General features: G+C 43.2%; 15 protein-coding genes. 1 reads left to right on the top strand and 14 read right to left on the bottom strand.

All coding sequences use genetic code 11. The annotated features are described in order from the left end of the window. Window positions 1–116: 116 nt before the first annotated feature. The 11 genes from HMPREF3168_RS05910 to HMPREF3168_RS05860 form a co-directional block, all read right to left on the bottom strand. Entirely contained in the window at window positions 117–1,271 is a 1,155-nt protein-coding gene (locus tag HMPREF3168_RS05910) for a hypothetical protein (RefSeq protein ID WP_070489067.1), read from the bottom strand. A gap of 18 nt (window positions 1,272–1,289) precedes the next feature. Continuing rightward, entirely contained in the window at window positions 1,290–2,258 is a 969-nt protein-coding gene (locus HMPREF3168_RS05905) for a glycosyltransferase (RefSeq protein WP_070489064.1), read from the bottom strand. Next, window positions 2,258–3,325: a glycosyltransferase family 4 protein gene (locus HMPREF3168_RS05900; protein ID WP_070489061.1), complete on the bottom strand. Its 1,068-nt coding sequence runs from the start codon at window positions 3,323–3,325 to the stop codon at window positions 2,258–2,260. Before HMPREF3168_RS05900 ends, HMPREF3168_RS05905 begins: the two co-directional genes overlap by 1 nt. Window positions 3,326–3,631: 306 nt before the next feature. Then, window positions 3,632–4,354, bottom strand: a complete 723-nt coding sequence (locus HMPREF3168_RS05895) for a glycosyltransferase family 32 protein (protein ID WP_070489058.1) — start codon at window positions 4,352–4,354, stop codon at window positions 3,632–3,634. Window positions 4,355–4,365: 11 nt separating this feature from the next. After that, complete coding sequence (locus HMPREF3168_RS05890; protein WP_070489055.1) at window positions 4,366–4,860, bottom strand: glycosyltransferase; 495 nt, start codon at window positions 4,858–4,860, stop codon at window positions 4,366–4,368. Between the two features lie 8 nt (window positions 4,861–4,868). Then, window positions 4,869–5,318 carry a PssD/Cps14F family polysaccharide biosynthesis glycosyltransferase gene (gene pssD, locus HMPREF3168_RS05885; RefSeq protein WP_171031052.1) on the bottom strand — a complete coding sequence of 150 codons (450 nt, stop codon included), beginning with the start codon at window positions 5,316–5,318 and terminating at the stop codon, window positions 4,869–4,871. A 63-nt stretch (window positions 5,319–5,381) separates the two neighbouring features. Beyond that, complete coding sequence (locus HMPREF3168_RS05880) at window positions 5,382–6,050, bottom strand: sugar transferase (RefSeq protein ID WP_070489049.1); 669 nt, start codon at window positions 6,048–6,050, stop codon at window positions 5,382–5,384. Between the two features lie 33 nt (window positions 6,051–6,083). Then, window positions 6,084–6,860: a tyrosine-protein phosphatase gene (locus HMPREF3168_RS05875; protein ID WP_035161534.1), complete on the bottom strand. Its 777-nt coding sequence runs from the start codon at window positions 6,858–6,860 to the stop codon at window positions 6,084–6,086. A gap of 3 nt (window positions 6,861–6,863) precedes the next feature. Further along, window positions 6,864–7,646: a CpsD/CapB family tyrosine-protein kinase gene (locus tag HMPREF3168_RS05870; RefSeq protein WP_070489046.1), complete on the bottom strand. Its 783-nt coding sequence runs from the start codon at window positions 7,644–7,646 to the stop codon at window positions 6,864–6,866. A 9-nt stretch (window positions 7,647–7,655) separates the two neighbouring features. Further along, the gene (locus tag HMPREF3168_RS05865; protein ID WP_070489043.1) at window positions 7,656–8,543 is read right to left on the bottom strand and encodes a YveK family protein; all 888 of its coding nucleotides are present in this window, start codon (window positions 8,541–8,543) and stop codon (window positions 7,656–7,658) included. Further along, window positions 8,543–9,586, bottom strand: coding sequence for an LCP family protein (locus tag HMPREF3168_RS05860; RefSeq protein WP_070489040.1), 1,044 nt, complete (start codon window positions 9,584–9,586; stop codon window positions 8,543–8,545). The genes HMPREF3168_RS05865 and HMPREF3168_RS05860 overlap by 1 nt, the downstream gene beginning before the upstream one ends. 351 nt (window positions 9,587–9,937) lie before the next feature. On the opposite strand from HMPREF3168_RS05860, the gene hflX reads away from it, so the two are divergent. After that, window positions 9,938–11,218: a GTPase HflX gene (hflX, locus tag HMPREF3168_RS05855; RefSeq protein WP_070489037.1), complete on the top strand. Its 1,281-nt coding sequence runs from the start codon at window positions 9,938–9,940 to the stop codon at window positions 11,216–11,218. 48 nt (window positions 11,219–11,266) lie between these two features. Here the strand turns inward: hflX and HMPREF3168_RS05850 are convergent, their stop codons facing one another. The 3 genes from HMPREF3168_RS05850 to HMPREF3168_RS05840 all read right to left on the bottom strand — a co-directional run. Continuing rightward, complete coding sequence (locus HMPREF3168_RS05850) at window positions 11,267–12,061, bottom strand: C40 family peptidase (protein ID WP_070489033.1); 795 nt, start codon at window positions 12,059–12,061, stop codon at window positions 11,267–11,269. A gap of 45 nt (window positions 12,062–12,106) precedes the next feature. Then, complete coding sequence (locus HMPREF3168_RS05845) at window positions 12,107–12,865, bottom strand: C40 family peptidase (RefSeq protein WP_070489031.1); 759 nt, start codon at window positions 12,863–12,865, stop codon at window positions 12,107–12,109. A gap of 291 nt (window positions 12,866–13,156) precedes the next feature. After that, on the bottom strand, window positions 13,157–13,760 hold a 604-nt coding region (locus HMPREF3168_RS05840; RefSeq protein ID WP_070489028.1), incomplete at its 5' end, for a C40 family peptidase.

Raw genomic sequence — 13,760 nt, 5'->3', positions numbered from 1 at the left:
TGTTCAGTTTAATTTTACAATCGGCGAAAATTATACAGTTCCCAATTGTTTCCTCAGAATTATTAGCTGGTATAATAATTGAAATCAGCTTTTTCATTATTAATTACCAATCCTTATTAATTACCAATCCTTTCTTCGGCGATACCCTTCCCAAGTACTCCACGACTCTTCTCAAGAATAACTCCCCATAAAAGGATCGAGAAATTCCAGTGTAAAGTATAGAGAATACCTTCAGATATTCCCCACAGTATAAACACGATTACTGGCACCATCCAATAAAACTTCTTTTCGCTCGCAAGCGTAGTAATAGTTTTAATATATATGAATGCAAAAATAATGGTACCTACAATACCAAATCCATACAGTAAATGAATATAACTGTCATCGACGATGGAATAGTTATAAATGGTTTTTAGAATATTAAAATCCCCAACACCACCAAATAAAGTAATCGGATAGTGTAACATAGCTCTAGAGGCATGCATAAATCTATTGCTAGTTAAATTGTTAAGCAAAACAATTAGCGGCCTAAGATTGCCAATTCCCAAATTCATTACATATGGAATCCCGATACTAACTATGAAACCAATAGCTAAACTAGCAATACTAATGAACGTGTATAGATTAATGAAGAACTTAAACTTTTCAAGATACTTAATCCCAATCAATAAAATTATAGCAATAGTCATCATAAGGAGAAACGTCCTAGATAAAGTAAGTCTATATGTCATGGCCGTAATAACTATAATTACAAAAATATTTTTTAAAGTTAAAGACGATTCTTTAACACAGACATACAGCAATATTAACATGCCTATTTCAACAGATAAATTATTAGGACTGTCAAATCCTAAGCCATATCCCATTACATACTGCCCACTCTTTGCAACTTGAACTTTATTCTGAATTACGCCAGTTAGCGAAAGCGATGACCTAAAGACATTAAAAATAATTCTTTCCCAGAAAATTAATTTAAAAATAGATTTGGACTGACTTTTTGAAAAAATAATAGCTGACATAACATCTATCAACAAAGCAACATTATTTTTCCAAGCCGCTATTGAAGCGAATAACAAAAGGAAAAGAATCCATGCAATTTCCTTTATAGTATATCTTTCGTTGATAAACCAGAATATAAAAATACCCGCCATCAAGATTGCAACAGTGTTTTGAACTTCATAGGAAAATTGAAGCGGTGTAAAAACAAACCCAAAATATAAGGACAATATAGTGAAGTACAGATACGAAATATTGATTTTTAGCGATTTCATCAAGAATACTCCCCCAATCTACCCTTTTAACTTATAAGCCAATACAGGAAAATGATACTTTAAAAAAGCAGCCAGCTTATTTTTGGCAGAGAAGGTATCATCCTTCACAAAAATCGCCCAATACTTCTTAATCTTTTCCTTTAGTGATGCAGAAAGTTTTTTCTGTTTAAAATGTACTGCATAACAGTACCAATCTGTTAGTTCACGCACATAAATTGCAACCGCTCTAGTATAATAACTCTGTTTCTGTATATTTTTTTGTTGAAACATAGTTTCGTAAACTTTTAAAATATCAAGACGATGGTACAATGTATCAGCGTCTAAGCTATGCAATACACTCTTTTTGTTAATATAATAATTATATAGTCTAGCATCAGTATATGCTACTGTTTTAACAAAATTTAGATACTGATAGACAAAAAGTAAATCCTCACCAACTGTAATGTTATTATTAAACTTCAAATTGTTATCTTTGATAATATCTAACTTAAATATTTTTGCCCAAACACTACCATAGAAACCATACGGATTGATTACTTGTCGATAGGTCTCGTCTTTTGTTAGATCTTTAAACGAAATTGTACTTACTTGTTTCGACTTAGAATATTCTATATCTCGAGAATAATTACCCAAAATTAGATCATACCCATAATGTTGCTCAGCTGAAATAAGTGTGCCAATCACATTAGGGTTCAACCAATCGTCAGCATCTACAAACATAACATAATAACCAGTTGCCTTGCTCAAACCAAAATTACGTGCATTGGATACACCACCATTAGCAATTGAGAACACTTGAAGCCTATCATCTTGAAAATCCTGTACAACTCCTAGGCTATTATCTGTAGACCCATCATCCACCACGATAATCTGCAAATCTGTATAATCTTGACCGACAATAGATTCAATACATCTGCTAAGATATTTTTCAGCATTGTAAACCGGAATAATTATTGAAACTTCCTTTTTTTCAGTTACTTTCATCATCACAAGCTTTCAATTAATTTCTGCCATTTAGTCTTCACATTTGCAATATCAAAACGAGCTAAATCGTCTTTAGCGTGACGTGCAAATCTTTCGCGCAGTCGATCATCCATTAAAACACGCTTCAATTTTATTGCAAATTCTGACACATCACCGTTTTTTACCAAGAAACCATTCTTATTATCCTTAATAATTTCAGCCGGTCCTTCTTTACAATCGAAACTAACACATGGTAAGCCGTTAGCTTGTGCCTCGATAAGAACTAAGACAAAGCCTTCATAGCGTGATGACAAAACAAAAACTGAAGACTTTTGTAATTTTTCTGCAATATTGTTAGCATAACCCTTTAAGAAAACTCTACTTAACCCCAAATCTTTAATCTTCTGTTCTAAATTCCCCCTTTTTGATCCTTCACCAAAGATATCAAGATGCCACTCAGGACAATCCTGTTCAATTAGATTCCATGCGTCGATAAGCAAGTCGAAACCTTTTTGATCTTCTAAACGCCCTGCAGCCATAATCTGCTTACTATTTACATCAATCTGGCCAGTGGTTTCCACAGCTACAGGATTATAAATATACTCAATTCTCTTAATTTTAGACAAATTTTGCTGATAATTCTGCATATCATTCTTACCAAGAACAACCACGCAATCAGCATGCTTAGCTGCAAGTTTTCTACCAAACTTGACCATTCTATTTGGGGAAATAAAGTAATTAAAATGCTCCCAAGCAATGCACTTGCACTTTTTAGATAATTGCAAAGGATACAGATACAAGTATAAGGCAACATCTACTGCTACAATGATGTCAATCTCGTATTTTTTTGCCTTATTAGCAAGTTCTCGATATACTTTGACTTTACGTAAGACTGTGTTTTGAATCTGTTCACCATGTAAAGATTCAATAGAAACACGCTCATCAACATGAAAATGAGGCTTTTCACCTTTTTGACAGCTAAAAATAAAAATCTGATATTTATCAGATAGAGCATTAGCTATCATCGATGTAACCCGTTCGGTTCCACCCTTGTTCTCCATATTCATAATTAAGAAAGCTATTTTTTTCATTTTTCCTCACAAATATAAGTGAACTCGATATTTTTTATTTTTTTAGCTAGTGTAGTGTCATGATGATATCTTAGTAATATTGACACGGATACTACGCATGCGGCTCTATATCAGCAGTTATAGTTCTGATTGCACATGCTTTAAATGTCAGTATGACATTGCACTAGTTGATACTTATCTAACTTCTAGCATGATATTTTAGTTTGATAATCGTATTTCTCACAATGTATACTTTCCAACTTACGTTGGTTGCTTACTTTATTACCCATTTTTTCAATATGTATTAAATAATGAAGCATTCTTAATCTACTCATAAAGCTTTTTGCTCAATATTTTGTATTTGATAAATTCCTTAAGAGGAATTAAGTGGTACTTCATTTTTCTGGATATCTTTGACCCTTTATACCAGCTAGAAGCAAACAAATGTATTCCATATGTATTACTAGTTAGCGTTATTTTTTCAGTTCCTAATTTTTTGGGAGAGAAGTAATCCGACGAATACACAATTAAGCCATCTACTTTTTGCACTACATTTTCCGTATAATTTAAGCCATGTTTTATTAAAATCTTTGTTGTAATTTTGACGCATATCTCAGGTTTGAAATTGCCATTTTCATCAACAAATAAATTGTTTTCGTAATAATCTTTATTTTCTTTTACGATTGGATTTCCTGCTTCACAAGCAAATCCAACACCAGTGTTAACCCTTCCTCTCTTCTCGAACGACATAAAGGGCCCTTTATCAATCAATGGATCTAAAGAACGTATAAGCTTTACATCTGTATCCATATAGACCCCACCCTCATTATATAGGATGTCTAATCGAACATAATCAGTTAAAAATGCCCATTTTTTATTTTTATAAGCTGCTCTAGTATAGGCATTTTTACTTACGTCATAATTTGATTCATCCCATCGTTTAATTTCATATTCTGGGCAATACTTTTTCCACGATGAAATACAGTCCTTAACAATATCTGGCAACTCACTATTTCCAAACCAACAGTAATGTATAATCTTGGGAATCAAAAAATATCTCCTTACATCAATTGATCTACAATTCTTTCTAGATTCTCATTAAATTTCTTATTATTGCTGCTTTCGCCACTATTTCTCGTTTTTACAATACTGTCGTAATTAGCAATTGTAGTAGCTAAATCATCAATATCGTAAACGGGAATGATATTGTTCATTCTCTCAGCAATCAGCTTGGTAAAATCAACTTGGTGATTATTAACGTGTTCATTGAATTCTAACTGTCTCGGTACTACAATCGGTACCTTACCATACTGCAGAGCTTCTACAAAGCTAGATGGACCACCGTGAGTGATAACAATACGTGCATCCTTAAACGTTTGCTGCATCTCGTCAAAACTCATCATTTTGTGCATTTCACAATGCTTAGCTTCATAAGTACTAAACCCGTACTGGACAACCACTTTTTCTTTAATTTCACCTTTTTCAACCAATTCGTCCATCTTCTCAATTAGACGGTTGAATGGCTGCTCGTGCGTTCCTACAGTTACAAATATCATATGTTCCTCTAGAAGATACTACCCAAGTTAATTGCCTTAGGATAAACCTGCTTCATTTCTTCCCATTCTACAATGAACTTATCAGTAATAGGATAAACTAGTTTTCCTGTTACTGTAGGTTTATCGTAACGGTCAAACACTTCAATATAAACTAGCTTAGCTCCCATCATTTTTCCGATGTAGAAGAATGGTGCTGCTACTGCTGCACCACTAGAAATAATAATATCTGGCTTCTCTTTACGAAGCACTTTTATTGCTAGAAAAGTATTTTTGATTAAATTCTTCAAATTACGGTTAGTGGGGTAATAGCAAGGGTAGAATCTTTCACCTTTAAGTTTGCTTCTAGCATCTTCTTTATCAAAAGTCACCCAGAAACGATCCTTGTTTTGCCAAAATGGTTTCAACATATACAAGTGTGTCAAGTGGCCACCACTTGATCCAACCAAACAGACTTTGATATTTTCTTTAGACATTGCTTGCTTCCTAATAAAAAAGCGAGGTTCTTAAATCCTCGCAAACTCCTACTCTTCATACATCCCGTTCGGGTGGAAGATAACACCAATTGTCTTAAAAATGATCCACAGATCAAAGAAGACGCCACTCCGGTTGATGTACTCAATGTCGAGCTGCACCATATCCGCAAAATCAGCTGCATTCCGGCTGGTTGCTTGCCAAAGGCCACTGCATCCCGGCTTAACCAGCAATCTCTGCTTGTCATAGTCAGTATACTGTTCAACCTCATTTGGCAACGGCGGCCGGGGGCCTACCAGTGACATATTCCCAATCAGTACATTCCAAAGCTGAGGTAATTCATCCAAGCTGTGAGCCCGAATGAACTTGCCAACCTTGGTAATCCGTGGATCATCATGCATCTTGAACATGGCGCCTTCAACTTCATTCTGATCCAAGAGTTCCTTCTTCATCTTATCGGCATTGACTACCATTGAGCGGAACTTGTAAATCCGGAATGGTTTCTCATTCTTGCCGATTCTGATTTGTGAGTAAAAGATCGGACCACCGTCTTCGCCATGGATCTTAATCGCCAGCCACAAGAAGAGCGGCGACAACAGAATCAAAGCAACTAAAGATGCCAGAAAGTCAAAGAGACGCTTGATCCCATGGTAGAGAGGGCGGCCCTTGACTTTGGACTGTTTAACATATGCTGGACTACTGCTATATCCCATATCCATTTTTTCCTCTCCTTCATCCAAATTTCCACTTTATTAAAACAGTCCTAAGAATTTCTTCCGCTTCTTAGGCAATGGCTGCCAGTCTAGGTAAACCGGATCGCCATTGATTACCGCTTGCGCGTTGTCCAAGTACTTCTGTTTCTTATCTTTACCAAATTCTTTCGCCAACTTGTCTAGCGCCTCACCTAATTGGTATTGCCGTCTTGGCAAATCATGAGCATCACTGGCAAAGAAGGCACATTGTCCAGCCTTGATAAACTCCCGGCTGCAGTCTTCGATTTCTTTCCCAAACAAACCGGTGTAAGAGCTAGCAGTAATCTGCACCAAAACTCCCATTTCCAAGAATTCTTGCAGCTTCTGCGGATTTGCCAGAATTTCCTTATTCCGTTCTGGGTGAACAACGATTGGCGTAATCCCTCTTCTGGTCAGTTCGTACACCATGTTCTTGGTGTAATGTGGCACTTCATTGCTTGGCAATTCCAAGAGCATGTAGTGTCCCTCTTCATCGCAGAAGAGGATGTCATCATTATCAAGGGCTTCAGTTAAGCCACCTGACAATCTGACCTCATGTCCTGGAAAGACCGTCAGCGGAATACCCGCTTGGTCAATCCGATCTTGAAACTCTTCCGTCAACTTGGTCACATCTTGCTTGTGGTTGGTGTAGCGGCCATTTAATGTGTGTGGAGTACACAAGGCATGGGTTACGCCATCCGCAACCGCGGCTCTGGCAAGCTTAAGTGAAGCCTCCCAAGACTTTGAACCATCGTCGATCCCTGGTAAGATGTGACAGTGTAAATCAACTACCGGCATGAGCTACTTCTTTCTCCCAAAGAGACCCTTCTTCTCCTTTTCTTTGCCATAACCGTAGCCGTAACCGTATCCATAACCATATCCATAACCGCCATCCCCATCGGCATCAACATCGTTCATAACATAACCTAAAATTGGTGACTTAGTCAGCTTAAGTAGCTCAACTGCCCGCTTAACCGCTGACTTCTGTGAATATGCCTGGCGCACAACCAAGATCGTTCCGTCCAAAGAACTGGTCAGTTGCTGGGTTTCGGCCGCGTCCAAGATCGGTGCTAAGTCAAGCACGACCATATCATATTCTTGCTTTAAATCTTCAATCAAATCCAACATATGCTTGGAAGACAGAAGTTCTGACGGGTTTGGCGGAATCGGACCTGCCGTCAAGATTGACAGGTTCTCTACCCCACTTTTCCGGATCACGCTGTTTGCGTCCATTTCCTTAGACCGGCTAGTCAACAAAGTGGTCAAGCCGTTACTATTGGATACATTGAAAGTGGAGTGCAAGGTTGGCCGACGCAAGTCCGCGTCGATCAAGATCGTCTTCTTACCAGCTTGTGCCATGGTAATGGACACATTGGCACTAACCGTAGACTTGCCGGCACTGGCCATGGCTGAGGTAAAGGCGATCGTCTTTACTTCTTTATCAACGTTCATGAAGTTGATGTTGGTCCGGATGTTTCTGAACTGTTCTGAAATAACGCTTTGCGGGTTAGCCAAAGTAATCAGCTTGGCCCCGTTCTTAATTGTTTCGTTGTCTAAGTGATTCTTTCTACCGAATAAGCCCATGCTAACCTCCTAAACCCGTCTTCTGGAACTGCCGCGCTTTTCAGCTGTCTTAGCCGTAAAGGTCCAGTCCTTTGGCATCGTGATGCTTGCAATTTCACCCAAGTTGGTCAAGCCAAGTTCGTTAGTCATGAATGAATCTTCCCGAACAGTCGTGTCCGACAAGTCCTTGATAATGATGATCAACAAGCTGATAACCAAACCAACCAAGACACCGATAGCCGTAATCAGACTTACCTTTGGGAAAGACTTAGTTCCCTTAGGCGCTTCCGCCACGATCGTCACGTTGTTAACGTCCATGATCTTAGGAATCTGTTCCTTAAATTCCTTGGCAACCGCGTTAGCAATTGCTTGGGCCTTGGCTGGAGTTTCAGCTGTAGCTGACAAGGTTAAGACCTGGGAAGAAGTCGTAGTGGTTACTGAAACCGCGCTAGCCAATTCACTGGCTGAGACTGAGTAACTCTTGCTTTCCCGCTTGTAAACCGCTGGCTTAGCCTTAACCGCCTTCTTGACCAAGGTTCTGGTACCATCATCATTAGTCCGGTAAACGGCCTTCTTAGCTGGAGTTGCCTTCTTAACCAGAGTTACCGGGTTTGCCAGGTACTTGGATGCACCCTTTAAAATAACGTTACTAGTGATAATATCCTTGTAAGTAGTAACAGCGTTAATGTCAGCTTGCTGGTTGGCATAAGCTTGGTTAGCGTCTGTTGACTTACGGTTGACCAAGAGTTGTGTGCTAGCAGTGTACTTTGGCACCAGAACATATTCTGAAACCCCATAAGCGATCAAGCCCAGGCCGATCATCCAAATCAAAATGCTAATAATGTGCTTTCTGATTAAGATGAAGAGCCTGCGCAGGTCAATGGTTACTTCTTCATTATTCTGTTGTTCAGCGCTCACTAGTTATCCTCCTTATAAACGTTGACATTCTTAATTCCTAAAGTTTGCCGGATATTGTTGGAAATCCGCTGTCTTTCCTTAGTAGACATGATTTCAACTTCCATGTTGCCAAATCTTTGGTTGTTGACGCTGCTGCTCGTCCCTTGCGGGTAGTCTGACTTGACATTGTCAGTTGCCCCTTGGTAATTCATGGCCAACTTGATCATGTCATTCAAACTTAGATCAGTCTGCATGCTGTCACCCAAAGATTGCATGAATGAGCTGTTTAAGATGGTCTTGTATGACACGCTCTTCTTAATCGCAGCCATCATCACCAGCCGTTCACGCTCCTGGCGGCCGTAGTCTTGCCGCGGATCACCGTGGCGGAGCTGGACGAAAGCCAAAGCCTTCTTACCAGAAATGTGGTACATCTGCCCCTTCTTGAAGGAGTAGCCCATATTGTCAAAGGTCAATGGAGAGATGACATCCACCCCGCCCATCTTGGTGATAATCTTCATGGTACTTGCCCAGTTAACCAGGACATAACCATCAATCGGCACGCTGTAGTACTTATCCAAAGTCTTGATCGTCTCGCTAACCCCGCCCAAAGAGTAGGCGCTGTTCAGCTTGATCGGTGAAACCTCCGGGTAATCCGGCAGGTTAACCTTGGAGTCCCGGGCGATCGTGGTTACCCGCGTCTGCTTCTTACTTGGGTTGACCGTGACGAACATCATCAAGTCAGTCAAGCCGTGGTAGTTCTTTACGCTCCGTCCTTCAGCCCCGGTGTCAGTCCCCAGAATCAAGAGGTTGACTGGCTTCTTGGCATCCAGGATCTTGTCTAAGCTGGACCGGTTCTTGTTTGACTTGGTAGACTTTGAAACCGGCGTGTACATCGTCGTCGCTGCATCCCTGGCATTCTTATAAGCATAACCGATTACTAATAACGCTGCCAGCAGCAAGACCCCAACAATCCCCGCGATCCAGTGGCCGATATGGCGCTTACGGCGGCGGTGATGGTGATGATGGTGGTGGTGATGAACACGACTTTGATCAGGTTCATTCATAATTATCTTTTCTTACTCTCCTTATATTCCATACCCATTTTTTATCTCTATTTTTCCTAGAACATAACTGTTATTGTTGGATAAGCATTGCTACTATAGCATGCACAATCCATGATATTGTTCTATTATACATCACATCTCATTCACAAAAAAGGTCTAAATCGTTTCCAATCTATTTCCATGGATCAAATTTCCTTAACATTTATCTGTTTGAGCAATTTCCACCTAAATTTAGGCAAATTCAGCGCTTTTTCTTCTCCGCTTCTTTACATTTCTTCTCCGCTTCTTTACAATAGATAATAAATAGATGTACAAATTCATCATCTAGCAATACAGATAAGGAAGTTATAGATGATCGACAATCAAGCTCACTCAGTCAAGGCCTACTTAGCCGGCGTCAATCTTGATGATCCCAACTTTGACTACTCCATGACCGAACTGGCCAATTTAGCAGAAGCCAATAATTTCACCGTTGTCGGCTCCAGCCAGCAGAAGGCGGAAAACATCGTCGCCTCCAGTTACCTGGGCAAGGGCAAGGTGGCTGAAATAAAAGACCTGGCCCAAGGACTCGGGGCCTCCGTCCTCATCGTCAACGATGAACTTACCCCAGTCCAAATCCGCAACCTGGAACGCATGACCAAACTCCGCGTCATCGACCGGACCGAACTCATCCTGGAAATCTTCTCTTCCCGGGCCCGGACCAAGCAAGCCAAGCTGCAGGTCCAATTAGCGCGCCTGCAGTATGAACTGCCCCGCCTGCACCCGTCTGAAAACAACCTCGACCAGCAGCACGGCAGCGGCGGTTCCACCGGCGGGGGCTTCGCCAACCGCGGGGCCGGGGAATCCAAACTGGAAATGAACCGGCGAACCATCGGCAAGCAGATCTCCACTATCAAACATGAATTAAAGGAAATCTCCGGCCAGGAAGAAATCAAGGCTGCCCGCCGCAACCAGAGCCAGCTGCCTAAGGTCGCCCTGGTCGGCTACACCAACGCCGGCAAGTCTACCACCATGAACGGCCTGCTTAAGGCCTTTGGGGCTGGCAATGAAGACAAACGGGTCATGGCCAAGGACATGCTCTTCGCAACCTTGGACACCTCAGTCCGCCGGATCGACCTGGATGGTTTCTCCTTTATCCTGTCTGATACCGTCGGCTTTGTCTCCAAGCTCCCCCACAAGCTGGTCGACTCTTTCAAGGCGACCCTGCAGGAAGCCAAAGACGCTGACCTCTTGATCAATGTCGTTGACGCTGCTGACCCGAATATGAACCAGATGATCAAGACCACTCTGGAAGTCTTGGACGAAATCGGCGTCAAGGACCTGCCAATGATCACGGCCTACAACAAGGCTGACTTGACAGACCGTAACTACCCGCAGATTGAAGGGGGCGACCTGCTCTACAGCGCGGTTGACCCAGCTTCCATCCAGGCCCTGGCCAAGCTGATCACGACCCGCCTCTTCAGCAATTACCAGATCACTGACCTCCGCCTGCCGCTAACAGCCGGCAAAGACCTGGCCTACCTGCACCAGCACTCCCGGGTCTTAAAGGAAGACTACCAAGCTGACGGAATCGAAGTTTCCGCCCGCCTGTCGCCCCAAGACCGGGCACGTTTTAGCGCTTACCAAATTTAGACCGCATAGAAAGCCAGACTCTATCTCTAGAGCCTGGCTTTCCTATTGCTATAGAACTCTTCTTGCCCGACTAGGCCAGAAGTAGGTGGACAGGCTCGCTTGTACAACCCCCTGCTGGTCTCCAGCAGCGGTAACGTACTTCCCGTCCCCCACGTAAATGGCTACATTATATGGTTTATTCTTGGAACCCCAAAAGAGCAGGTCTCCTTCCGCGAAGCCAGAACTTGGATCAACCGCGATCCCCTTCTTGACCTGGCTTTTGGTGCTGGAACCTGTATTGACGCCAGCTGCCTGCTTGTAGACATAGGCAACCAAACTGGCATTGTCAAAGGCATTCGGGCCCTTGGAGCCCTTGACATAGGCCTTGCCGACCTGCTGCTTAGCCAAAGACACGACTGCCTTAGCCCGGGCCTTAGACCCCATCGGGGCAGACCAAGAGGCTGCCAAACTGGCAGCACTGCGGGCCTTCTTAACCGTCTTCGTCTTCTTGACTTTGGCCTTGGTCTTCTTAACCTTCTTGGCCTTCACGGCCTTCTTGGCAGACTTGACCTGGTTAAAGTACTTGGCCATGACCCATTCCTTCTTGCCAATCCGGTACCACAGATTGCCCATGGAGTCAGTTGCCGTCTGGTAGACAAAATGGCTGCTGCCCTTCTTTAAATGAGTCGCAACATGCCGCCCTCTCTGATAGTTGGCCCAGACAGTGACATATTGCTTACTGATAACTTTGATCCGCTTGCTGGCGGCCTGGGCCGGCTGCTTGACCGGCTTGACCCCTGTCGCTGAGATTCCTAAGAAAGTCAGCGCTGCAGCAGAGAACTTGATCATATTAGACTTCTTCATGCTCATTTCCTCCCTTACACCGCTAACTCTATTTTAACACGGAAACTAGAGAATCCGCCGGGCCGTTGATGGCCAGAAGTAACTGCTGATGGTTGCCAAGATAACCCCTTGCTGCTCATCAGCGGCGGAAACATATTGACCATTACCAACATAAATTGCAACGTGATATGGCGCTGCCACATCCCCCCAGAAGAGGAGGTCCCCCGGCTGCAGGCTGGCCGTTGATACCGGCACAGCTACGCCTTCCTCAACCTGGGTATAGGTAGTCCGGGAAACGGTTTGCCCAGTCGCGGTCTTGTAAACCCATTGGACTAAGCCGGAGCAGTCAAAGCTGCTTGGACCGGTCGCGCCCCAGACATAAGCCTTGCCGACTTGCGCCTTGGCTAAGGCTACTACGGCATTTTGCCGCCAAGATGAACCAACGGGAGCCTGGGACGAAGCAGCTTGCGTCAATTGATTGGCGTTTAAGACGGGGTTGGTCGGTTTCTTGGCTGCAGTCTGTTTGGTCGTTGTTAAGACAACCGTGTACTTGCTGGCAATCCACTTTTTATTCCCAATCTTCAGCCAAACCTTGTGCTTCTTGTCAGTAGCTGAGGCCTTGACCTTCTTGACCGTACCCTTCTTAAGGTACTTATGGGTCTTCTTGCCCTTCTTGTAGTTGGTCCAAACCGGAGCCTTCTTGACTACCTGGACCTTGGAAAGGTGACCCTTGACTTGCGCGTTTGCTGGCTGGCCGCCTAGGCCCAGTCCTCCGAAAAAGAGCGCCGCCACGCCCATGAATTTAATCCATCTTGCATTACCCATATTTTTTCCTCCAGCGGAAGCAAAACTTATACCTAATGTTAATGATAAGCGTTCGCCCCCCTGGCCCGCAAGCCCCCTAATGATACAAAAATATTACAAAAACGGGGAAGGCGCTGATGCCCTCCCCGCTGGAAATATGCAAGTGTTGAATAATCGCTGTAGTTTGTCCCTTTGGGACAAAAAAAACGTCGTAACGACGGCTAATTCAAACGTGTAAACTTTTAATTGGCCGTCACCGGCTCAAGTTCATTCTACTTAGACTAGCGGGAAAATGCAAGATAAGAACGCGGCTTAAATTACTCTCCGCGCGCTGGATGGGTAGAAAGCGCTGGAGCGGTTCGTGCTGACCTTAGACTTGATTACCCCAACCGTTGGGCTGGAAGCGTGGACGAACTTGCCGCCGCCCACGTAAATCCCTACGTGGCTTGGAGCTGACTTAGAACCAAAGAAGAGCAGGTCCCCCTTGACCAGCTTCTTAGTTGATACCGCCTTGCCGTAGTAGAGCTGGCTGACTGAGTAGTGCGGCAATGTCAAGCCCGTTGCCTTCTTGTACGCGTACATGGTCAAGCCTGAGCAGTCAAAACTGTAAGGACCAGTTGCCCCCCAGACATAAGCCTTGCCGACTTGCGCATTTGCCAAAGCAACTACCTTCTTTTGCTTAGCCGTCTTAGCAGCCTTATCCTTAATTGAAGCGTACTTCTTAGTCGTGACTGTGTTAGTCCCCAGAATCCACTTGTTGTCCTTGATCCGGTACCAGGTCCGCCCCTTGTACTGGGCTTGACCCGTGGCCGTGAACTTGTAGCCGGACTTAACCTGGCCAACCAATTTCTTGCCGGCCCCGTAAGTAGTCCAGGTGTTGACCTTGTTACCGAATTCAAAAACATATCCAATGCTA

The organism is Lactobacillus sp. HMSC08B12 (assembly GCF_001808415.1).
GTDB classification, from domain to species: domain Bacteria; phylum Bacillota; class Bacilli; order Lactobacillales; family Lactobacillaceae; genus Lactobacillus; species Lactobacillus delbrueckii.
The sequence above is the reverse complement of the archived record's forward strand: the minus strand, read 5'-3'. Positions and strand labels throughout refer to the sequence as shown.

Excerpts from the sequence above, each read along its gene's own strand:
- HMPREF3168_RS05910 (WP_070489067.1), bottom strand. The coding sequence starts at position 1,271 with ATGAAATCGCTAAAAATCAATATTTCGTATCTGTACTTCACTATATTG.
- HMPREF3168_RS05905 (WP_070489064.1), bottom strand. The coding sequence starts at position 2,258 with ATGATGAAAGTAACTGAAAAAAAGGAAGTTTCAATAATTATTCCGGTT.
- HMPREF3168_RS05900 (WP_070489061.1), bottom strand. The coding sequence starts at position 3,325 with ATGAAAAAAATAGCTTTCTTAATTATGAATATGGAGAACAAGGGTGGA.
- HMPREF3168_RS05890 (WP_070489055.1), bottom strand. The coding sequence starts at position 4,860 with ATGATATTTGTAACTGTAGGAACGCACGAGCAGCCATTCAACCGTCTA.
- HMPREF3168_RS05880 (WP_070489049.1), bottom strand. The coding sequence starts at position 6,050 with ATGGATATGGGATATAGCAGTAGTCCAGCATATGTTAAACAGTCCAAA.
- HMPREF3168_RS05875 (WP_035161534.1), bottom strand. The coding sequence starts at position 6,860 with ATGCCGGTAGTTGATTTACACTGTCACATCTTACCAGGGATCGACGAT.
- HMPREF3168_RS05870 (WP_070489046.1), bottom strand. The coding sequence starts at position 7,646 with ATGGGCTTATTCGGTAGAAAGAATCACTTAGACAACGAAACAATTAAG.
- HMPREF3168_RS05860 (WP_070489040.1), bottom strand. The coding sequence starts at position 9,586 with ATGAATGAACCTGATCAAAGTCGTGTTCATCACCACCACCATCATCAC.
- hflX (WP_070489037.1), top strand. The coding sequence starts at position 9,938 with ATGATCGACAATCAAGCTCACTCAGTCAAGGCCTACTTAGCCGGCGTC.
- HMPREF3168_RS05850 (WP_070489033.1), bottom strand. The coding sequence starts at position 12,061 with ATGAAGAAGTCTAATATGATCAAGTTCTCTGCTGCAGCGCTGACTTTC.
- HMPREF3168_RS05845 (WP_070489031.1), bottom strand. The coding sequence starts at position 12,865 with ATGGGTAATGCAAGATGGATTAAATTCATGGGCGTGGCGGCGCTCTTT.